Below are 19,680 nucleotides of genomic sequence, written 5' to 3'. Positions count from 1 at the left end.
AGCGTCATGATTCGCCGCGTCGACCTGCGGGGCCGAGTGGCAGCCGGAGAGGTCCTCGACCTCCAAGCCCTGGTCCCCCGAGCCGTATTCGACGTCGAGGCAGCCCTCGACGTCGTCCGACCGATCTGCCTGGATGTCCGTCATCGCGGCCTCGAGGCGATCAGGGAGTACGGCGAGAAGTTCGACCATGTCCGGGTGCAGGAGCTGCGGGTCCCGGCCGAGGCGCTCAAGAACGCCCTCGAAGAGCTCGATCCGGCCGTGCGGGCAGCGTTGGAGGAGTCGATTCGCCGGGTCCGCGAGGTCAGCCTGGACGAGCGGGGCAGTGACATCGAGTCGCAGCCCGCGCCGGGTGGCCGGGTGACCCAGCGGCTGGTTCCCGTGCAGCGGGTCGGGCTCTATGTCCCGGGCGGCCGCGCGCCGCTCGCGTCCAGCGTGCTGATGAACGTCGTGCCGGCGCAGGTGGCCGGGGTCACGTCGCTGGCGTTGGCATCGCCGCCGCAGAAGGAGTTCGGTGGCCTGCCGCACCCGACGGTGCTCGCTGTGTGCGAGATGCTCGGGATCGACGAGGTCTACGCGATGGGCGGCGCGCAGGCGATCGCCGGGTTCGCGTACGGGTTCGAGGGCTGCCGCAAGGTCAACCTGATCACCGGTCCGGGCAACATCTATGTCGTCGCGGCCAAGCGGTTCCTGCAGAGCGAGGTCGGGATCGACTCCGAGGCCGGGCCGACCGAGATCGCGGTACTGGCCGATGACTCTGCCGACGCGGTGCACGTTGCCGCCGACCTGATCAGCCAGGCCGAGCACGACCCGATGGCCGCGAGTCTGCTGGTCACGCCGAGCGAGACGCTGGCCGCCGCGGTCGAGGCGGAGCTTGCTGTCCAGGTCCCGAAGACCAAGCACCACGAGCGGGTGACCGAGGCGCTCGACGGGCAGCAGTCTGCCGTCGTACTGGTCGATGACCTGGATCAGGGCACGGCCGTCGTCGATGCCTATGCGGCCGAGCACCTGGAGATCCAGACCGTCGACGCCGAGGAGCGTTCGCTGCTGATCAGCAATGCCGGCGCGATCTTCGTCGGCAGTTGGTCGCCGGTCTCGCTGGGCGACTACTGCGCGGGGTCGAACCACGTGCTCCCGACCGCGGGCTGCGCGTGCCACTCGTCCGGGTTGTCCGTGCGCAGCTTCCTGAAGGCGATGCACGTCGTGAACTACTCCCGCGAAGCCCTGCAAGAGGTCGCCGGGCACGTCGTCGCGCTCGCCAACGCCGAGGACCTGCCGGCCCACGGTGCCGCGGTGTCGGTGCGTTTTGCGAGTGAGAACTGATGGGCCGTTTCGACGGGCTGCCGATCCGCGAAGAGCTGAAGAGCTTCGAGCCGTACGGCGCTCCGCAGTTGGACGTCCCCGTCCTGCTCAACGTCAACGAAAACCCGTACCCGCCGAGTGACGCGGTCGTCGCGGACATCACCGCGTCGGTGGCCGAGGCGGCCCGCGGGCTGAACCGGTACCCCGATCGCGAGTTCATGGCGCTGCGAGCCGACCTCGCGGCGTACCTGGGGCGTGAGTCGGGTGCGCAGCTCACGGCTGATCAGGTGTGGGCGGCCAACGGCTCCAACGAGGTGATGCTGCACATCCTGCAGGCCTTCGGCGGACCAGGCCGTACCGCGCTGTCGTTCGCGCCGACGTACTCGATGTACCCGGAGTACGCCCGCAACACGAACACCGCCTGGGTGACCGGTCGCCGCTCCGAGGACTTCACCCTCGACCAGAGCAAGGCGCTGGCCGCGATCTCGCGGCACCGGCCGTCGGTCGTTCTGCTTGCCTCACCCAACAACCCGACCGGTACTGCGCTGCCGATCCAGCTGGTCGAGGCGGTCGCCGCCCGGACAGCCGCGATCGGGGCCGTCGTGGTGGTGGACGAGGCGTATGCGGAGTTCCGCCGTACCGGGACGCCGAGCGCGGTCACGCTGCTCCCGTCGTACTCGAATCTCGCGGTCGCCCGGACCACCTCCAAGGCGTTCGCGCTGGCCGGGGCCCGGGTCGGTTACCTTGCCGCGAGCAAGCAACTGGTCGATGCCCTGCGCATCGTCCGGCTGCCGTACCACCTGTCGGCGGTGACCCAGGCGGTCGCGCGGGCAGCGCTCCGGCACTCTGACGAGCTGCTGGGCCGGGTCGAACAGTTGCGGATCGAGCGGGACGAGACCGTGGAGTGGCTGCGGGCGCACGGCTTGCGGGCGGTCGACTCGGATGCGAACTTCGTCCTGTTCGGCACCTTCGCCGATCGGCACGCGGTCTGGCGGTCGCTGCTGGACGACGGCGTGCTGATCCGGGAGACCGGGCCGAACGGCTGGCTGCGGGTCTCGATCGGCACCGGCGCCGAGATGGCCGCGTTCCGCGCCTCGTTGGAGAAGGTGCTCAAGACTGATCTGGGAAGGTCCTTATGACACGCACGGCCAGGGTCGATCGGGAGACCAGTGAGTCCAAGGTGCTGGTCGAGCTCGACCTCGACGGCACCGGGCGCGCGGAGATCTCCACCGGGGTCGGCTTCTACGACCACATGCTCAACGCGCTGGCCAAGCACGCGCTGCTCGACCTGCACGTGAACACGGTCGGCGACCTCGAGATCGACGCGCACCACACCGTCGAGGACACCGCGATCGGGATCGGCCAGGCGCTGAAAGAAGCACTGGGCGACAAGAAGGGCATCCGCCGGTTCGGCGACGCGACCGTGCCGCTGGACGAGGCGCTGGTGCACTGCACCGTCGACCTGTCCGGCCGCCCGTACTGCGTGCACACCGGTGAGCCCGACGGTCAGGTCTACGCGATCATCGGCGGCGACTACGCCGGCTCGCTGACCCAGCACGTGTTCGAGACGCTCGCCTTCAACGCCGCGATCTGCATCCACATCCGGGTGCTGTCCGGCCGCGACCCGCACCACATCGTCGAGGCGCAGTTCAAGGCCTTCGCGCGGGCGCTGCGGGCGGCCGCCGAGCTGGACCCGCGGCAGCCGGGCATCCCGTCCACCAAGGGCGCTCTGTGAGCAAGAAGGTCGTCCTGTTCGACTACGGCTCCGGCAACATCCGCTCCGGCGAACGCGCGCTGCAGCGGGTCGGCGCGGACGTCACCGTCACCTCGGACTTCCAGGAGGCGCTGAACGCCGACGGGCTGCTGGTCCCCGGCGTCGGCGCCTTCGAGGCGTGCATGAAGGGCCTGAGGTCGGTCCGCGGCGACGAGATCGTGGACCGCCGGCTGACCGGTGGCCGGCCGGTGCTCGGAATCTGCGTCGGCATGCAGATCTTGTTTGCCAGAGGCATCGAACATGGCGTCGAGACGGACGGCTGCGACCAGTGGCCGGGCACGGTCGAGCGGTTGCAGCCGACCGGAGGTGAGCCGGTCCCGCACATGGGCTGGAACACCGTCGGCGTCGACGGCCCGACCAAGCTGTTCGAGGGGATCGACAAGGAACGCTTTTACTTCGTCCACTCGTACGGCGTCCGCGAGTGGGAGCTGGTCGGCACCCGTCCCTCGGTGACACCGACGGTGACCTGGACGGAGTACGGCGGAGACCGGTTCGTCGCCGCGGTCGAGAACGGGCCGCTGACCGCGACTCAGTTCCACCCGGAGAAGTCCGGCGACGCGGGCGCGGAGTTGCTGGCCAACTGGATCCGGTCGTTCTGACGTGCCGTACTTCGTCTACGGCGAGGACAAGCCGGGCGTGCTGCCCGGGCTGATGGAGAAGGCCGAGGCGCACTGGTCCTATATGGATCAGTACGCCGACCGGCTGATCCTGCGGGGTCCGACGCTGACCGATGACGCGGAGGAGCACACCGGCAGCGTGCACGTCGTCGATGTGGACGATCGGGCCGAGGCAGAGCGCTTCGCTTATGAAGAGCCCTATTGGTCCGCTGGTTTCTACCAGCCGCTGACGGTCGTGCAGGCCGTCGTACTGGCTGACTCGGCGGACGGCGTACCGAAGACGCTGGTGACGGGGGAGTGGCCGGCGGCCGAGGTGGGTGAGCTCGACGGCTCGGACGAGCGAGTGAGCTTCCTGGCGATGCTGGTGGACGACGAAGGCTCGCGGTCGGTGGGGATCGTCGCGGCGGTCGATGCGTTGCCGGACAAGGCCTTGACGGTGGTCCAGCCGATCGCGGACGGGCTGCGGGGAGAGCCCGCGATCCTCACTGCGCGTCGCTGGCAGCGGGGCGGACGATCACAGAGCGATTCCTGACACGCGTTCTCTTGCCGTTGGGCAGTTGTTTACCGTACGTTCACTGGCGACCACTGCTTGTGCTGACAAGGAGATCGCCCGATGAGTGTCGAAAACCCCCTGTCCAGACGTCAGTTCGTCGCGCGCGCGGCCGTGGCCGGTGTTGCGGTCGGCGTGGTCGGCTCGGTGGACGCCCTCTACACGGCTGAGCCGGCGCTCGGCACGTCCGGCCCGAAGGTGGGCTACGGCCCGCTGATCGAGGACCCGAAGGGGATGCTCGACCTGCCGAAGGGGTTCAGCTACAAGATCCTGTCCCGCGAGGGCACCAAGCGCCCCGACGGCGGCCTGATCCCGAGCCGGTTCGACGGGATGGGGACCTTCCCGGACCGGCACGGCGGCTCGCGGCTGGTCCGCAACCACGAGTGCTACCCGGACGCGCCGATCCCGGTGAAGGGCCCGCCGATCCGCACCTACGACCCGGGAGCCGGCGGCGGTAACAGCACGCTGATCCTCGACCGGCACAACAACGTCGAGAAGGAGTACGTCGCGCTCGGCGGTACCGCGATCAACTGCTCCGGCGGCAAGACCCCGTGGCGCACCTGGCTGACCTGCGAGGAGACCGAGGACAAGGCCGGCGTCAAGGGCTACACCAAGGACCACGGCTTCATCTTCGAGGTCGACCCGTACGACGACCGCCGCAACCGCAATCCCGTTCCGCTGAAGGCGATGGGCCGGTTCCAGCACGAGGCCGTCGCCGTCGACCCGGCCACCGGGATCGTCTACGAGACCGAGGACGCGTTCGTCGCGCCGCTGGGCGGCTTCTACCGTTTCCTGCCGAACCGCCCCCGCGGCGGCTGGGGGAGTCTGCGCGCCGGCGGCGAACTGCAGGCGATGCGGATCGCCGGCGTACCGGACCTGTCGGTCATCCAGGAAGCCGGCACCGTACTGCGTGGCGTGGAGTGGGTGAAGGTGCCCGACCCGCTCGCGACCTCGGAGTCGGTGCGCGCGCAGGACTTCGCCAAGCCGATCACCGGCGGCTACAAGCTGGAAGGCGCCTGGTGGGGCGCGGTCGACCGCTGCGTGTACTTCGTCTCGTCGTTCGCGCTCACCTCGCTCGGCCCGAAGATGGAGCACAACGGCCAGGTCTGGAAGTTCGACCCGCGCCGCAAGACGCTCACCCTTGAGGTGATCTTCAAGCGCGCCGTCCCGACCGACCCGAACCCGGAGTTCGATTCCCCCGACAACATCACCATGTCGCCGTACGGCGGCCTGATGATGTGCGAGGACGGCCTCGGCGACCAGCACATGCTCGGCACCACCGAGGACGGCGAGGTCTTCAAGTTCGCCCGCAACCGGGTCAACAACGGCACCCCCGAGGAGCCGGAGTACGGCGAGCTCACGGGTGTCGGCTTCTCCGCCGACGGCCGGACGATGTTCTTCAACATCTACACCCCCGGCATCACCTACGCGATCACCGGCCCCTGGCGCCGCCGCCGCTGATCCAGACGCTGACTTCCGCTTGGTAGCCGTGCCCACCGCCCCGCGGCATGGCTACCACCGCGGGTCAGTCGCTGAGGTGGAGGATCGCGTCGGCTCCCTTGATGGTTGCCGCGGTGAGTGGGAAGTAGCCCTGCTGTGGAGTGGGGTCTGTGCGGGTGGTGCCTTCTGGAGTGGCGGCAGCCGGCGTCAGCGACCAGGACGTCGGCGTACTGCGTTGCAGGTGGCTCTCGTAGGTGCCGGGTGCTGGTTCTTCCAGGCCGATGGTTCTGCTGCGGCCGAGTGAGCCGGCGACGAAGGTGTAGCGGTCGTCGAGGAGGGTGCTCAGGATCGCGCCGGCGCTGGCCAGCGTGACGTCGGTGTCGCCGAACTGCCAGGTGTTCTGGTTGCGTTGCAAGTGGGTGTTGTGGGCGAAGACGAAGGTCGGGCCGCGCCGGGTTTCGAGGGCGCGGACGGCGAGCAGGTTCTGAGCCATCAGGGCGTCGCGAAGGCTGGAGAGGCGTGCTATCCGGAGGCCTTGATCGGCTTCCACCCGAGCGCACTCCTTGTGGTAGCGCAGTATTCCGAGGGCGGCGGTCAGGTACGTCTCGGACTGTTGCCACTCATCGCGAGAAGTTGCCGCGATCAACTCCGGTGCTCGCGCGTAGAGGGCGATGAGCAGGTCGTCGGCGATCACTCGCAGGCTGTCGGCGGCAGGGGTCGCGCCGATCGAGGAGGCCGGGTCGATGACTGCCTCGGTGCGGCTCCACTGGTCGTCGGCGCCGACGAGAGGTGCCAGGTCGAGATCGAGTTGCAGGTATTCGCGCGCATGGTCGAGGTACGGTCGCGGGCTCGGCGCGCTCATGGTCTCCAGCGAGGCGTCGAAGCCGTGAAAGGCGAGTTGCTGATCGGCCGGCCGGGCTGCGTTGTAGTCCCGCAGCCAGCTAACCAGCTCACGGTTGGCGGCCACCTCGCCGAAGCCGTGCGAGAACCCTCCGGCCATCGCCTCGTCCAGCGATCCCACTCCCTGCCGGACGAAGGCATCGACCCGGAGTGCGGCGACCCGGTCGGTCTCCAGCGCCACCGACCGGAACCCCAGCCCGGCGAGCTGGAAGACCAACTCGTTGCGCACCTGCCCGAAGCACGGCTCCAGATGGGTCGGCTCTCCGAAGCCCAGCAACTCACCCGACGCTGTCACGAACTCGCTGATGTCCTGGCTCATGAGTCTCAATCATAACTTTGAAGCCCCGATTGAGACTTTGGCGCACGTTCAACCGCGGGAGCTGCTCAGAACCGTCAAACCGGACGGGCGTACACCCAGGCGCCGTTCTCGCGCAGGAAGCGACTGTCCTCCTGCTGATGACCTGGCTCGCCCTCGGCGATGTAGTTGGCCCGGAACTCCACCGTTCCCTCGGCGTGGAAGGCGCTGCCGCCGGTACTGCCCAGAATCTCCAGCCCGGTCCACTCGATGTCGTCCTCGAGATCGAGGTCGCGCGGCCGGGTGGCGGCCGACCAGGTGCGGAGCAGATAAGCCGCATCCCGTACGACGAATGCCGAGTACCGCGAGCGCATCAACTGCTCGGCGGTGGCGGCCGCAGTACGGCCCTCGTGCAGGCTGCCGCAGCAGTCAGCGTAGGCGGCGTCGAGACCGCAGGGACAGGGGAGTTTCGCCATCCCCAGATTGTGCCCTGACCCCCGAGACCAGCAGGTACTGCCCGGCGACGTACGTCGACATCGTCAGCACCCCACGCCCCGGGAAATCACGGCCGGCCAGCCGCAGCGCGATCAACGCGTCGGAGACCAGGAACAGCGCGCCACCCAGCCCACTCCGCGGGTTGTGCCACCGCGACGCGACAGCAGTTGCCGTCAGCAACAAAGCGTAGGCCGCCACCGGCACCCGCTGAGCACCGAGATCCCGGGACAACACCGCGATCAACGCCGCCCACAACGCGCTGTACGCCGCGAGCACCCGCCACGACCGCTCACCAGGCTTGGCCAAGAACACCGCGAGGTAGCAAGCATGCGCCGCCGCGAACGCGGCGATCCCCGCCAACTGCAGCTCCGTCTCCAGCAACAAGTCACCAGCCGCGGATGCCAACAGCGCGGCCTGGATCAACGGCGGCACTTCCTGACTCCGGCTCCACGCCAACAGCAAGGGCATCAACGTCACCTTGCTGGCCTGCTTCAACACCTCGAGATCAACAGCAACAGCTCCCACATGCACCGCGGCCGCAGCCCAGTAGGCCAGCATCCGCCGCCGCCCGCCCACCAGCTCCCGAAGGCTCATGCCACCGAGTGTGCCGACGGCAGATGAACAGAAAAGGCCCGGGCACGGGCGTTTGGGGGAACGTCCGTGCCCGGGGGCTCAGCCAGTTGGACTGGGGGGTCTCGGCTGAGCAGGGTGGTCAGGCTTCGTCGATGACTATCGCTGCCTCCATCTCGAGCACTCGGCGGTAGTCGTCGTCCAATGTCTGGGGGTCGCTGTGGATCAGGATCACCCAGGCCAGGCAGGTGAACAGGTCGACCGTCTCCGGCACGACCGCGTCCTCCTCGTGCAGGATCTTCATCCAGTGGAAGGACTTCAGCTCCTCGATCCCGTCGAAGACCTCCCGGTTGCGGAAGTAGCCGTCGCGGACCGCGGAGATGAAGACACCGCGGAGGTGCTGGACCAGGTCGAAGCTGTCCCGGAACTCGCCGCGCACCCGGTGCGCGACGGTCCGCTTGATGTGGTTGTCGCCGGTGGCCAGGTCGCTGACCATCTGGTGACCGCCACCCGACGGGCGGGCGGCGACCTCGATCAGCCGCGGTCCGTCCGGCGTCATCATCACTTCGGCGTGCCCGCAGCCGACCCGGATGCCGACCGCGTCCAGCACCTGCTGGGTGTACGGCCACAACGCCAGCACCTCGGGATCGTCCGCCGCGAGGAAGTCGATCCGGTGGTAGATGCCGATCTTGTCGCCCCGGCTGATCTTGGTGTACCGGCAGACGTCGACGAGCGCGTGCTTCCCGTCGATGGAGTAGCTGTCCACCAGGTACTCCGTGCCTTCGGCGTACTCCTGGATCAGGACCGAGTCGTTGACCAGACCCATCTTGTTGGTCCGGCCGAGCACCCGGTCGAACCGCTCGCGCCAGTCACCGTCCTCGAAGACGACGTAGACCTCGTCACCGGCGGCGCTCTTCGGCGGTTTGATCACCAGCCGCCGCCCGATCAGGTCGTTCTCCTTCAGCCACTTCTCGGCCTCGGCCGGGTCGGACGTCAGGAACTGCCGCAACCGCGGTACGCCGGCCGCGGCCAGCGCCTGCGCCATCTGCCACTTGTCCCGCCGTGCCGAGGCCAGCTCGGGCACGTTGCCCGTGCCGGGCAGCAGGATCTCGGTCAGCGCGTCGGCGAGCTCGACCCCGCTCTCGGCGCCCGGCACCAGGTACTGCGGGTCGTACTGCCGCAGGTCCTCGGCCAACGCCGCGACATCACCGGTGAAGTAGTGGATGTGCTCGAACTCCTCCGGATGCCAGCTGCCGGTGAACGCCGGCGGCGGCTCCGTCCCACTCAGCACCGCGACCGGAATCTGCCCGGCCTCCTTGAAAGCGGCAGGGTATTCCTGCCCAGTGGACAACGGGTCCACGATGATCGTGTATTTCGACATGAGACTCTCCTACGAGCTCTCGCTCGGCAACGGCTCACTGGCCGGGGTGGTGTCCACAACAGGCTCGTCAACCGGGTCCGACGCCGCCGCGTTCGACATACCGAAGTACGCGCACACGACACCGACGGCGCCCGCGACCCCGCACCAGACCCAGACCTGGGTCCCGGAGTTGTTCCAGATCCAGACCCCGAGGAACGGGCCCAGCGCGGAGCCGAGTCCGAACATCGCGTGTGCGGAGCCGACGTACCGGCCGAGCAGGTGGGGCTTGGCGGCCATTCCCGGGTAGGCGAACATGGTCGGTCCGGCGATGATCTCGGCCAGCGTCCACAGCAGGGTGCCGATCACGAAGATCGCCACTCCACCCGGCAGGGCGTAGAACGCCAGTCCGCCGCCCAGCAGGACGAAGCCCGCGATCGCCACCAGCCGGGCCGGCCAGTGCTGGACCACCTTGGTCACCAGCAACTCGCAGGTGATCACGATGAACCCGTTCAGCGCGACCATCGCGCTGAACCACCACGTGGACAGGCCTTCCGACTTCATGTGCAGCGGCAGCACGGCGAGGTACTGCATGTAGATCGCCGCGTTGATGAACATGCACAGCAGGAACAGGACGTACTTGTAGTCCCGCAGTACGGCGAGGTACCCACCGGCGGTGGGCTCCGCGGCGGCGACCGCGTCAGCGGTGTCCTCCGGACCGGCGGGAGCAGCAGCCTGACGCTTCGGCAGCGCGACGATCGCCACGGCGGCGTACGCCAGCGCGGCCAGCGCCTCACCGATGAACAGCAGGTTCCACGAGATCGCGACCAGGGCCGCACCGATCAGCGGAGCTGCCGTCGTACCGAGGTTCATCGCCAGCCGGTAGACCGCGAAAATCATCACTTGACGGTTCTTCGGTGTCAGCTCGGTCAGCAGCGCGGCCGAGGCCGGCCGGTAGAACTGGCCGACCGCGCCGGCGAGCGCCACCGTGATGAGGATGGCGGTGTAGCTGGGCACGTAGGCGATACCGAGCACGAACGCGGCCATGCCGAACATGCTGATCATCACCGCGGCGCGCGGCCCGATCTTGTCCGACAGCGAACCGCCGATGATCAGGCCGATCACCGACCCGCCGCCGTAGATGCCCAGCGCGGTACCGGCCTGGACGTCGCTGAAGCCCTTCGAGGTGGTCAGGAAGAGCACCAGGAAGACCTGCAGGAACCAGCCGAGCTTGTTGACGAAGACACCGACCAGCAGCGCCTTCACCGGGACCGGAGCCTCCCGGATGGTCGCCCAGATACCGGTGCTCTCGTCAGTTGGGGCGGCTGTCATGATGCCGGCTCCTTCGGGGGTTCGGTGACCACGTGGCCGGACCAACGCAGTGCTTTCTCAGCAGCGTCCAGCCCGGCCCGGCACTCGTCAAGCGTGGGAGCGACGGCGGTCGCGTAGGCGATCCGGCCCCACAGGGTGCCTTCCGGCGGCGGGCTGGTCGTCTGGCCGGCCTCCATCAACAGCACCAGCTTGTCGATGGTGGCCGGCAGCTCGGCGCTCTCGTCCCACTCGACGCCGTCGAGCACGGTGTCGTTCTCGTCGACGTAGAAGAACCGCACGCCGCCCGCGACGGTCCGGTCCGGCACCAGTTCGGGTGCCCGGCCGCACGCGACGGCCGCAGCCGCCAGGCCCGGGTCCGCACCGGTGGCCTGCAGGCCGAGGTACGGGATCATGTCGCCGCCGATCCGGCCGTTGATCTCGATCACCTTCGGGCCGTCGGCCGTCATCATGATCTCGGTGTGCGTGACGCCGTCGGTGAAGGCGATCGCGGCGTGCGCGTCCACCAGCACCTGCATCAGGTGCTCGTCGACCAGCAGCGGGTCGTGCGCGTCGACGAAGTGGCCGATCTCCTCGGCGTACGGCGGGTAGCCGATCTCCTTGCGGGCCAGGCAGAACGGCGTCACCTGACCGTGGAAGACGGCCGCGTCGATGCTGATCTCGTAGCCGTCGGCGAACTCCTCGACCAGCACCTTGACGTCGTACTCCGGCGCCTCCGGCACGGTCGTGTCGTGCGCGAACGCCCAGTTCTCCTTCAGCTCCTCGGGCGAGTTCACCTTGACCACGCCGAGGCTGGCCGCCATCGCCCGCGGCTTCAGGATCGCCGGGTAGCCGACCTTCTCGGCCGCCACCAGCGCGTCCTCCACCGTGTCGACCAGGATCGACTCGGGCTGCGGGACGCCCTTCTCGGCGAGCGCGGTACGGGTCAGGTGCTTGTCCCGGCAGCGGTCGATCATCGCCACGTCGCCGCCCGGCAGGCCGAGCGCCTCGGCGATGTGCGCGGTCTGCAGGATCCTCGCCTCGTCCCAGCAGAGCACGCCGTCGATCGGCTGCTCGGCGTTCAGCTTCTTCGCCGCCACCACCAGCGCCTCGGCGTCGAGGGTGCTCTCCAGCACGGTCCAGCCCTCGATGTAGTCCTTCTCCCAGGACGGCTCCGCGTGCAGGAACATGTGGATCCGGTACTGCGGTGCGATCGAGCTCAGGATGTACTCCCGGAACAGACGCATTCCGGTCGCCACCACCAGCAGGTGCGGCCGCTCGACCTCTTCGATGATCAGCTCGGGGCTATCGGACATCTCAGACCTCCCTGACCGGAGCAGGGATCTGCTCGATGTACGTGACTCCGGAGCTGCCGTCGCTCCGCTTGAAGTGATCCGCGATCCGCAGCCGGCCGCGGTCGTCGTACTGCGGGATGCTGTGGCACTCGCCGCTGACCAGGTCACCGGTTGCGGTCAGCAAGCAGTACGCCGCGTCGAAGGACCCGTCGTCCTGCAGGTGACCGACCAGCCGGCCGCTGCGCAGCGAGCCGCCCGCGTAGAACTCGGCCCAGACCAGGTCGCCGTCGCGGTGGTACTGGCCGTACGGCACCTCGGTGCCGGGCTCGTCGGCGACGAGCTGGAACCACACACCGTCCACGTCGGGGGTGAGCGGCTCGGGGACCGCGGCGCTCACCACTGCACCGCGCACAGCTCGTCGGAGATCGGGTAGATCTCCCGGTCGAACATCGAGTTGAGGACCATCGCGGCCCGGACCGGCAGCTGGGTCAGGCCGGCGTTGGTCAGGCCGTGGCTGTAGCGGCTGGCGTTGAACGAGTAGATCTTGTGACCGTTCATGCCCTTCCAGCGCACCGAGTAGTCCGGCTCGACCAGCATCTCGCCGTCGTCGTCGTAGTCGATCCGGTCCCGCAGGTCGTCGTCGAACGGCGCCTGGACGTGCTCGCGGCCGGCCGCCACCACGATGTGCCGGACGTCCTGCTGCTCCGGCGTCTCGGGGGTGGTGCAGTGCAGCCGCAGCAGGCCGTCGGTCAGTTCCTCGGCTGACGTGACGGTCCGGCCCGGCAGCAGCGTGACCGGGAACCGGCCCAGCGTCAGCAGTCCGTCGTAGTTGCCCTGGTAGAGCGCCCGGAGCCCACCAGGGGTGATGGCGTCGCCGCTGTACCGGGAGTCCACGATCATCTCCCGGCGCTTGCCACGGTTGAGTCCCTGCAGGAACTCGATGTGCGACGGCCGGTACAGCTCGTTGGCCATCGGCGAGTCGTCGATGCTGCGGAACCACTGGTTCCGGCCGATCCAGCGGATGTCGGTGAAGCCGGAGCCGAGCAGCCGCAGGACGCACTCGAGACCGGTCTGGCCACCGCCGACCACGGCGATCGGCTCGGCCTTGTAGGCCTCCAGGTCGGGCATCCGGGCGCCGAGCTCGTCGGCGATGAAGGCCCGCTCGCGCGGCAGGCCCTGGACGTACTCCGGCCAGACCGGCCGGGTGCCCAGCCCGAGCACCAGGTGCTCGGAGACGGCCACCGGCTCACCGCCGACGGTCACCTCGAACCCATTGTCGGTGATCGAGATCGTCTCGACCCGGGAGCTGAAGTTCACCACGCCGAGCTTCTCGGTGGCCCAGGCCAGGTAGCGCTCGTACTCGATCCGGGGGAGCGAGTCGAACTGGGAGTTGATCAGCGCGTAGAGCCGCCCGGAGGTGACCAGGTAGTTCAGGAACGTCAGCTCGTGCCGGGGGTCGACCAGCGACACCAGGTCCTTCATCCAGCCCGTCTGCATCCGCACACCCGGGTAGAGCAGCGGCGTGTGCCAGCCGGCGACCGGGCGGGAGTCGAACAGGGCGAGCTTCTCGGTCGTGACGTTCTTGTACAGAGCCGCCAGGGACAGGTTCGAGGGACCGGCGCCGATGCCGATCGTGTGGTACCTGGGCGGGCTGCCGGTGGGTCGATCCGTGATGGTCATGCGCTTGTTCTCCGTCCGCGAAGTGGTGTTACGGGTGTTTCCCCCGGTGGCCAGGGGCCCGAGCAGGTCGCTCGCTGCCGTCCGGCTGGCGGCCAGCGCGGTTTTCACGCTGCCGCCGGACCCACCGGTGAAAGTGAAGAGCCGATGCGTGCTGCCGAGCACTGACCACAGGGTCAGCACCGGCGGATCGGCATAACAGTCGGCTGCGTTGACCGTCTTGGCGGTCTCCAGCAGCCTCAGGTGCGGCAGTCTTTCGCCGGCGATCCGGATGGCCTGGTCGGCCAGGTGCTGGATCGGCCGGCTGCTGCCGGGAGGAACGGACCAACGGTGGGAGTCGACGCCGAGCAGGAGCTCGCCGTCGGCCGTCGGTCGTCCGTACAGGCCGCTGCTCTCGTCCACGAACATGGTCGGCAGTGCACCGTCCACCTTGTAGACCGCGACCTGGATCGCCTTGGTCCGGTAGGGCTCGGCCGGCAGGGAGTTCCCCGCCAGCAGGCCCGGCGTCCAAGGTCCTGCCGCGACCACGACGACGTCGTACCGGGAGCTGTCGCCGGGAGTGCGGCAGCTGACGGAACCATCGGGGTGCGGCACCAACCCGAGGACAGGCCCCGGGATGACAGTGCTGCGCTGGCCACGGGCGAGGTACTCGACAATGGCGTTGCGCAGTTGGTCGGGCCGGATGAACCCGGCCCGCTTCTCCAGTACGCCGACCGTGCTGTCCGGCAGGCCGTGCCAACCACGGCGCCGCAGTTCGGCACTGCCGACGATCTCCGTCGATCCGGGGTGCAGGTTCTCCACCTCGGCGACGGCGGCTGCCAGCCCAGCGTGCTCTTCGAGCAGATAGGTGCAGCCGGTCTCGGTGTAGTGGGCGTGGTCGAGCAGCGCCGGGCTCTCCAGCAGCTCGGCCAGGCTCTCGGCCGCCAGCCGGCGTTGGGCCGGATGGGTCTCGAAGGCGCGGACGCCGCCACCTGAGGAGGCAGTGGCGTCCGCGCCGGGCAACCCCGTCACGAGGTCCACCGTGAGACCGGGGTCGCCGCTCAGCCGCCAGGCCAGCAGCGTGCCGGCGATCCCCGAACCGATCACGCAGACTCGCACGGCGCTACTCCTCGCCCGAACCGGTCAGAGCCCTCCGCAGGGCACCGGTCTGAGCTCCTCCGGAGAGGAGAGTGATCAGGCTGCGAGCCGCCAGCGCCGGGTCGAAACCCGACGGCCGCAAGGCGGCTTCACCCCGTGCCAACTCGATCGCGGCCAGCGCCGGATGGAGTGGAGCGGTCACGGTGTGCGTGCCGTCCAGCAGTGGTCCGACCAGCTCGGCGAACGCCCGGAAGGCTTTCCAGGTGAAGTCGGTCTGGCTGCGGTCCGGCCGGTCCCAGGCGAGGAACAACCGCACGATCGCCGGGTCCTCGTCGTGGAGGAGGTCGTTCGCCCAGATCGCGTGGTTGCGGCTGGTCGAGAACTTCGATCCGTCCAGGGTGTAGAACTCGTTGACCACCATCCCGGACAGCGGCAGCGGGCTGAGACCCGCCGCGGCCCAGATGGCCCGCCAGTAGATGGCGTACCAGTAGGCGTTGTCGAGGCCCAGGAAGTGCCACAGCTGGTCCACCCGGCCGAACGCGGCCAGGTAGCCGGCCAGGTCGTCGGCGGCCGGGTCGACCGCCTTGGCGATGTTGTAGAGGTCGGTCAGCGCGACCTCGGAGTACGGGCCGAAGCGCAGGCCGGTCAGTGGGCCGTCGCCCTCGATACCCCAGTTGGTCGGGTAGGCGAGCGGGATCTCCGGCAGACCTTGCGCGAGTTGCCGGCCGATCAGGTCGCGAACGGCCGGCGGCAACTCCGCCTGCAGCCACATCGCGGTCATCGCAGCGCGGTGGTCCTCCATCCGGAGTACCGGCACCGTCGCCCGGAATGGTTGCGGCGGGCCACCACACCGGCCGCAGACCGGGTCGATCATCGTCTCGACGAACGTGTAGCTGCCGCACTGCTCGCAGGCGCCGCCGGCCGCCGGCGCCTGGCAGGCGCCGCACAGACCGGTCAGGTACGACTCGTGCAGCGTCCGGCTGCAGTCCCCGCACCGGTAGAGCGTGAGCTCGGTCAGGGGAGTGGCGCCGGAGGCAACCAAGCGGTTCATCAACTGCCGGATGACCGGCGCGTGCTCGTCGCTCAGCGGGTCGCTGAACCGGTCGAAACCGATCCGGGCCAGCTTATAGGTGGTCAGGATGTCGGACTTGAAGTCGGCCATCATCGCGCCGACCTCGAGGCCCTCGTTCTCGGCCCGGGTGAGGACGTAGTTCTGGTGGACGTCGAGACCGCTGGTCACCACGACGTTCTCGCCCCGGGCACGCGCTGCCCGGGCCGCGATGTCGGCGGCGATGTACGGGCCGGACAGGTGCCCGACGTGCAGCGGACCGTTGGCGGTCGGCTGCGGGAAGGTGATGACCGTGACCGGCCCAGAGCCGGGTTCAGTCATGGCCGGCCATTGCTTCCGCTGGCGTGCCGACCGGTTCCGGGAGTGGCATCCAGTAGGCGCTGAAGATGGTCAGCTCGACGTCGGCCGAGCGGTTCTGGACCACGTGGTGTTCGGTGCTGCTGAGCAGGAAGGCGTTGCCCTGCCGGATCTCGTGTTCGGTGCCGCCCGCAATCACATGGGCGGTGCCGGCCACGACGATCGACAGCTCTAGCTCGGGGTGGGTGTCGAGTGGGCTCTCCGAACCGGGCGGGACGGAGTACCACATGGCTTGGAACGGCAGGTGCCGGTCCAGGTCGTATTGCTCCCATCGGACTACTCGGAGGTCTTTCACAAACAGGCTCTCGCCCGTGATCAGGTCGAATGTACGCATGCTTCACTACCCTCCGTAGCCGGGCTTGGACGCGGCTCAAGAAGTTGTTTGAAACAAAGGGAAAGTACGGACCAGACGTTTTGCTTCAGCCTTGGATCATCACCAGCGGCCACGCAGGCGAAAGCCCTTGTGGTGAAGGTGAATACCCGGCGACCCCCCAGTCTCCGTGACCGGAAATATATGGAAGGTAGCGCTCTGAGTAAAGGGATGTACGCAACGAATTCCAGATCATCCGTAACCGCACCGGAAATTATTCGTTATGACGCCGTTTCCGCGCCCTTACGTGCCCGGCCAATCACTTTAGGCAACCGGTCGATTCCGGTCCAGATCAGATCGCGCCCGGAAACGCGGCCGGGGCGCCGCCCCAGCGGATCTGGGTCGCGGCGACCGCGAGCAGGTACTCGACCGCCAGTGCCCTGACCGGGGCCTGCTCGGCGTTCTCGACCAGGTCGCCGTAGACGGCGGCCAGCCGGCGCTCGATCTGCAGGATCAAAGAGGTTGCCGAGAGCGCGTTCGTCACCGTGAGCGGCAACTCGTACGCCGGCGCCGCGGCGACCGGCTTCTCGCCGGCCGCGGAGAGCAGGTCGGCCAGCTTGTCGCGCCGCTTGCGGTGCTGCTCGTAGAGCTCCTCGGCGGCCTGCCCCTTGGCGCCGCTCAACTTGCCTCCGGCAACACCGACGCCGTACTGCGCGGCGTGCTCGCCGGCCAGGGCTGATTGGAGCGCTTGAATCTGGTTCACCGGCCGGCGTCCTTCTTCTTCACGGTCAGGGTGGCTGCCAGCTGGAGCTCGGAGGCGGCGACCATCGCGAGCAGGCGCGCGGCCGGACCGGACAGCTTGGCCGCGGCGGTCGCGTGGGCGACCGAGAGTTTCTGCTCGCCGCTCGCCAGGTCCGCGAGGGCGGCCGCGGAGCCCTTCGGCAGGGGAGGCAGTTTGCCGACGGCGGCCGGAGTGGTCCCGGACAGCTCGTTGAGCTTCGCCAGATGCTGGGCGTGGTACTTCGCCGCGACGGCGAGCTGGGCGTTCAACGCGGGGTAGGTCTTGCCGGCCGCGGTGAGGCGCTGGGCGGCCTGAGCCACCTGGCCGGCCGCGGTGGACATCGCGGCGACTACTGCCGGGTCGGTGCTCGGCTCGGGCTTGCTGGTGCCGTCCGGGCCCTTGGTGCCGCCGCTCGTCGTACCGGTGCTGCCGGCTCCGGGCTGGGCGGGGTCGTCCTTGCAGCCGGCCAGCAGCAGCGCAGTACCGGCCGACAGGGTTGCGACCTGCAGCGCGGCCCGGCGAGTGAGGGGCTCAGGGGGGTTCGGCACGGCCGAAACACTATCCCGACCGGAGGTACGTGCTCGGACACTGCCTGAGGCCAGATAAGGTGGACCACTGCCCCTCGGCCGGATCGCCGGGGTGCGACAGGCGTATACAACTGCAGAGAGGCAGGTCCACCTGTGAGCCGAAGAATTGACCACTCGGACCCCGACAGCCTCGTGAAGTTCCTTCAGCCGATCGTGTCCCAGTTCGGATGCGACCTGGAGGAGTCCGATGTCACGCCGATCGGCAAGAAGCGGCTGCTGCGCGTGCTGATCGACCGCGACGGCGGCATCAACCTGGACGACGTCGCCGAGGTGACCCGGGCGATCTCCAAGGCGCTCGACACCGACGAGGTGATGGGCAACACGGCGTACACGCTGGAGGTCTCCAGCCCCGGGGTGGACCGCCCGCTGACGTTGCCGCGGCACTGGCGCCGCAACGTCACCCGGCTGGTCGAGGTCACCCTGGTGGCCGGCGGCAAGGTGAGCGGCCGGATCACGTCCGTCACCGACGAGGGCGCCGAGCTGGACGTCAAGGGGCGGCCGCGGACGATCGCGTACGCCGACATCACCAAGGCCAAGATCCAGATCGAGTTCAACCGGCCTGCCGGCAACGACGAACCTGCCGCTGACGGCACGGAGGAGAACTGATGGACATCGACATGGCCGTCCTGCGGGCCCTGGAGCGGGAGAAGGACATCGCCTTCGAGATCGTCGTCGAGGCGATCGAGCAGGCGCTGCTGGTGGCCTACCACCGGACCGAGGGCGCGCAGGCGCAGGCGCGGGTCGAGCTGGACCGCAAGAGCGGGCACGTCACGGTGACCGCGCGCGAGCTGGCCGAGGACGGCACGGTGGCCCGTGAGTACGACGACACGCCGGCCGACTTCGGCCGGATCGCGGCGACCACCGCCAAGCAGGTCATCTTGCAGCGGCTGCGCGACGCCGAGGACGAGGTCCGGTACGGCGAGTTCGCCGGCAAGGAGGGCGACATCCTGTCGGGCATCGTCCAGCAGGGCCGCGACCCGCGCTCGGTGATGATCGATCTGGGCAAGATCGAGGCCGTGCTGCCAGCCCCGGAGCAGGTGCCGGGGGAGAAGTACGAGCACGGCTCCCGGCTGCGGGTCTACGTGGTCGGGGTCCGCAAGGGCTTCAAGGGCCCGCAGATCACCGTCTCCCGGACGCACCCGAACCTGGTCAAGAAGCTGTTCGCGCTCGAGGTCCCGGAGATCGCCGACGGCACCGTCGAGATCACCGCGATCGCCCGCGAGGCCGGCCACCGGACCAAGATCAGCGTCCGGACCCTGAACCCGTCCGTGAACGGCAAGGGCGCCTGTATCGGCCCGATGGGCCAGCGGGTGCGCAACATCATGCACGAGCTGCACGGCGAGAAGATCGACATCATCGATCACAGCGACGACCCGGCCACCTTCGTCGGCAACGCGCTGTCGCCGGCCCAGGTCTCCTCGGTCGAGGTCGTCGACGCCGCGGCACGCGCCGCGCGGGTCGTCGTACCGGACTACCAGCTGTCGCTCGCGATCGGCAAGGAGGGGCAGAACGCCCGCCTCGCGGCCCGGCTGACCGGCTGGCGAATCGACATCAGGCCGGATACTGATGTGACTCGTGAGGACGAGAAGGTAGACTGATCTCTCGTCGGTCGACTGAGTCGTCACCACACCCTGAGGAACTGAAGATTCACACTGCAGAAGCGCGCCCTGAGAGGGTTCAGGAACGCACCTGTATCGGGTGTCGGAAACGAGACAGTCCGGCCGGCCTGCTGCGGATGACGGTGTCCGGAGGACTTGTCCTCCCGGATCCCGCGCATCGAGCACCCGGACGTGGGGCGCATCTGCACCCGGTGACCGAGTGCCTCGATCTCGCTGAGCGGAGGAAAGCGTTCCCACGGGCCTTCAAGGTCCCGGGTCCGCTTGATCTCTCGCTCGTGCGGGCACAGGTAGAGCAATGAGTTG

The 19,680-nt window shown here is 68.6% G+C and carries 21 protein-coding genes; 9 read left to right on the top strand and 12 right to left on the bottom strand.

The window, feature by feature from the left end:
- Positions 1 to 6 precede the first annotated feature (6 nt).
- From hisD to AB0P21_RS05535, 6 genes are all read left to right on the top strand, one after another.
- Positions 7 to 1,320 (top strand): histidinol dehydrogenase, encoded by a 1,314-nt coding sequence (gene hisD, locus AB0P21_RS05560; RefSeq protein WP_363693920.1) that lies wholly within the window; start codon positions 7 to 9, stop codon positions 1,318 to 1,320.
- Complete coding sequence (locus AB0P21_RS05555) at positions 1,320 to 2,438, top strand: histidinol-phosphate transaminase (protein ID WP_363693919.1); 1,119 nt, start codon at positions 1,320 to 1,322, stop codon at positions 2,436 to 2,438. The genes hisD and AB0P21_RS05555 overlap by 1 nt, the downstream gene beginning before the upstream one ends.
- Complete coding sequence (gene hisB / locus AB0P21_RS05550; RefSeq protein ID WP_363693918.1) at positions 2,435 to 3,034, top strand: imidazoleglycerol-phosphate dehydratase HisB; 600 nt, start codon at positions 2,435 to 2,437, stop codon at positions 3,032 to 3,034. The genes AB0P21_RS05555 and hisB overlap by 4 nt, the downstream gene beginning before the upstream one ends.
- A complete protein-coding gene (hisH, locus tag AB0P21_RS05545; protein ID WP_363693917.1) occupies positions 3,031 to 3,672 on the top strand; it encodes an imidazole glycerol phosphate synthase subunit HisH in 642 nt (213 codons plus the stop codon). Before hisB ends, hisH begins: the two co-directional genes overlap by 4 nt.
- Position 3,673: 1 nt before the next feature.
- Positions 3,674 to 4,222 carry a YciI family protein gene (locus tag AB0P21_RS05540; protein WP_363693914.1) on the top strand — a complete coding sequence of 183 codons (549 nt, stop codon included), beginning with the start codon at positions 3,674 to 3,676 and terminating at the stop codon, positions 4,220 to 4,222.
- 81 nt (positions 4,223 to 4,303) lie between these two features.
- The gene (locus AB0P21_RS05535) at positions 4,304 to 5,701 is read left to right on the top strand and encodes an alkaline phosphatase PhoX (protein WP_363693913.1); all 1,398 of its coding nucleotides are present in this window, start codon (positions 4,304 to 4,306) and stop codon (positions 5,699 to 5,701) included.
- Between the two features lie 64 nt (positions 5,702 to 5,765).
- Here the strand turns inward: AB0P21_RS05535 and AB0P21_RS05530 are convergent, their stop codons facing one another.
- The 12 genes from AB0P21_RS05530 to AB0P21_RS05475 all read right to left on the bottom strand — a co-directional run bounded on the left by AB0P21_RS05530 (position 5,766) and on the right by AB0P21_RS05475 (position 17,719).
- Entirely contained in the window at positions 5,766 to 6,899 is a 1,134-nt protein-coding gene (locus AB0P21_RS05530) for an erythromycin esterase family protein (RefSeq protein ID WP_363693911.1), read from the bottom strand.
- Between the two features lie 74 nt (positions 6,900 to 6,973).
- The gene (locus tag AB0P21_RS05525; protein ID WP_363693909.1) at positions 6,974 to 7,351 is read right to left on the bottom strand and encodes a YchJ family metal-binding protein; all 378 of its coding nucleotides are present in this window, start codon (positions 7,349 to 7,351) and stop codon (positions 6,974 to 6,976) included.
- The gene (locus AB0P21_RS05520; RefSeq protein WP_363693908.1) at positions 7,305 to 7,964 is read right to left on the bottom strand and encodes a lysoplasmalogenase; all 660 of its coding nucleotides are present in this window, start codon (positions 7,962 to 7,964) and stop codon (positions 7,305 to 7,307) included. Before AB0P21_RS05520 ends, AB0P21_RS05525 begins: the two co-directional genes overlap by 47 nt.
- 118 nt (positions 7,965 to 8,082) lie before the next feature.
- Positions 8,083 to 9,321, bottom strand: a complete 1,239-nt coding sequence (locus tag AB0P21_RS05515) for an ATP-grasp domain-containing protein (protein WP_363693906.1) — start codon at positions 9,319 to 9,321, stop codon at positions 8,083 to 8,085.
- A 9-nt stretch (positions 9,322 to 9,330) separates the two neighbouring features.
- Positions 9,331 to 10,629 carry an MFS transporter gene (locus tag AB0P21_RS05510; RefSeq protein WP_363693904.1) on the bottom strand — a complete coding sequence of 433 codons (1,299 nt, stop codon included), beginning with the start codon at positions 10,627 to 10,629 and terminating at the stop codon, positions 9,331 to 9,333.
- Complete coding sequence (locus tag AB0P21_RS05505; protein WP_363693902.1) at positions 10,626 to 11,921, bottom strand: ATP-grasp domain-containing protein; 1,296 nt, start codon at positions 11,919 to 11,921, stop codon at positions 10,626 to 10,628. Before AB0P21_RS05505 ends, AB0P21_RS05510 begins: the two co-directional genes overlap by 4 nt.
- A gap of 1 nt (position 11,922) precedes the next feature.
- The gene (locus AB0P21_RS05500) at positions 11,923 to 12,297 is read right to left on the bottom strand and encodes a hypothetical protein (protein WP_363693900.1); all 375 of its coding nucleotides are present in this window, start codon (positions 12,295 to 12,297) and stop codon (positions 11,923 to 11,925) included.
- Positions 12,294 to 14,675 (bottom strand): FAD-dependent oxidoreductase, encoded by a 2,382-nt coding sequence (locus AB0P21_RS05495; protein ID WP_363693899.1) that lies wholly within the window; start codon positions 14,673 to 14,675, stop codon positions 12,294 to 12,296. The genes AB0P21_RS05500 and AB0P21_RS05495 overlap by 4 nt, the downstream gene beginning before the upstream one ends.
- 4 nt (positions 14,676 to 14,679) lie before the next feature.
- A complete protein-coding gene (locus tag AB0P21_RS05490) occupies positions 14,680 to 16,044 on the bottom strand; it encodes a class I tRNA ligase family protein (protein ID WP_363693897.1) in 1,365 nt (454 codons plus the stop codon).
- Positions 16,037 to 16,414 (bottom strand): cupin domain-containing protein, encoded by a 378-nt coding sequence (locus AB0P21_RS05485; RefSeq protein WP_363693896.1) that lies wholly within the window; start codon positions 16,412 to 16,414, stop codon positions 16,037 to 16,039. Before AB0P21_RS05485 ends, AB0P21_RS05490 begins: the two co-directional genes overlap by 8 nt.
- 328 nt (positions 16,415 to 16,742) lie before the next feature.
- On the bottom strand, positions 16,743 to 17,153 hold the full coding sequence (locus AB0P21_RS05480; protein WP_363693894.1) for a ferritin-like domain-containing protein: 411 nt from the start codon (positions 17,151 to 17,153) through the stop codon (positions 16,743 to 16,745).
- The gene (locus tag AB0P21_RS05475) at positions 17,150 to 17,719 is read right to left on the bottom strand and encodes a cell division protein FtsK (RefSeq protein WP_363693893.1); all 570 of its coding nucleotides are present in this window, start codon (positions 17,717 to 17,719) and stop codon (positions 17,150 to 17,152) included. The genes AB0P21_RS05480 and AB0P21_RS05475 overlap by 4 nt, the downstream gene beginning before the upstream one ends.
- Before the next feature lie 132 nt (positions 17,720 to 17,851).
- Between AB0P21_RS05475 and rimP the strand changes: the two genes are divergently transcribed.
- From rimP to AB0P21_RS05460, 3 genes are read left to right on the top strand one after another with little or no spacing between them, the layout of a single operon-like run.
- The gene (gene rimP / locus AB0P21_RS05470; RefSeq protein WP_363693892.1) at positions 17,852 to 18,364 is read left to right on the top strand and encodes a ribosome maturation factor RimP; all 513 of its coding nucleotides are present in this window, start codon (positions 17,852 to 17,854) and stop codon (positions 18,362 to 18,364) included.
- Complete coding sequence (nusA, locus tag AB0P21_RS05465; RefSeq protein WP_363693890.1) at positions 18,364 to 19,356, top strand: transcription termination factor NusA; 993 nt, start codon at positions 18,364 to 18,366, stop codon at positions 19,354 to 19,356. Before rimP ends, nusA begins: the two co-directional genes overlap by 1 nt.
- Positions 19,353 to 19,676, top strand: coding sequence for a YlxR family protein (locus AB0P21_RS05460; protein WP_363694426.1), 324 nt, complete (start codon positions 19,353 to 19,355; stop codon positions 19,674 to 19,676). The genes nusA and AB0P21_RS05460 overlap by 4 nt, the downstream gene beginning before the upstream one ends.
- Positions 19,677 to 19,680 lie beyond the last annotated feature (4 nt).

The sequence above is a fragment of the Kribbella sp. NPDC056861 genome (genome assembly GCF_040687575.1).
GTDB lineage: Bacteria > Actinomycetota > Actinomycetes > Propionibacteriales > Kribbellaceae > Kribbella.
Note: the sequence above shows the minus strand (reverse complement) of the source record. Positions and strands in the feature narration are given on the sequence as shown.

What these genes read in the sequence shown, in the direction of transcription:
- hisD (WP_363693920.1), top strand. Translation starts at nt 7, where the DNA reads ATGATTCGCCGCGTCGACCTGCGGGGCCGAGTGGCAGCCGGAGAGGTC.
- AB0P21_RS05555 (WP_363693919.1), top strand. Translation starts at nt 1,320, where the DNA reads ATGGGCCGTTTCGACGGGCTGCCGATCCGCGAAGAGCTGAAGAGCTTC.
- hisB (WP_363693918.1), top strand. Translation starts at nt 2,435, where the DNA reads ATGACACGCACGGCCAGGGTCGATCGGGAGACCAGTGAGTCCAAGGTG.
- AB0P21_RS05535 (WP_363693913.1), top strand. Translation starts at nt 4,304, where the DNA reads ATGAGTGTCGAAAACCCCCTGTCCAGACGTCAGTTCGTCGCGCGCGCG.
- AB0P21_RS05530 (WP_363693911.1), bottom strand. Translation starts at nt 6,899, where the DNA reads ATGAGCCAGGACATCAGCGAGTTCGTGACAGCGTCGGGTGAGTTGCTG.
- AB0P21_RS05525 (WP_363693909.1), bottom strand. Translation starts at nt 7,351, where the DNA reads ATGGCGAAACTCCCCTGTCCCTGCGGTCTCGACGCCGCCTACGCTGAC.
- AB0P21_RS05520 (WP_363693908.1), bottom strand. Translation starts at nt 7,964, where the DNA reads ATGAGCCTTCGGGAGCTGGTGGGCGGGCGGCGGCGGATGCTGGCCTAC.
- AB0P21_RS05515 (WP_363693906.1), bottom strand. Translation starts at nt 9,321, where the DNA reads ATGTCGAAATACACGATCATCGTGGACCCGTTGTCCACTGGGCAGGAA.
- AB0P21_RS05510 (WP_363693904.1), bottom strand. Translation starts at nt 10,629, where the DNA reads ATGACAGCCGCCCCAACTGACGAGAGCACCGGTATCTGGGCGACCATC.
- AB0P21_RS05505 (WP_363693902.1), bottom strand. Translation starts at nt 11,921, where the DNA reads ATGTCCGATAGCCCCGAGCTGATCATCGAAGAGGTCGAGCGGCCGCAC.
- AB0P21_RS05490 (WP_363693897.1), bottom strand. Translation starts at nt 16,044, where the DNA reads ATGACTGAACCCGGCTCTGGGCCGGTCACGGTCATCACCTTCCCGCAG.
- AB0P21_RS05485 (WP_363693896.1), bottom strand. Translation starts at nt 16,414, where the DNA reads ATGCGTACATTCGACCTGATCACGGGCGAGAGCCTGTTTGTGAAAGAC.
- nusA (WP_363693890.1), top strand. Translation starts at nt 18,364, where the DNA reads ATGGACATCGACATGGCCGTCCTGCGGGCCCTGGAGCGGGAGAAGGAC.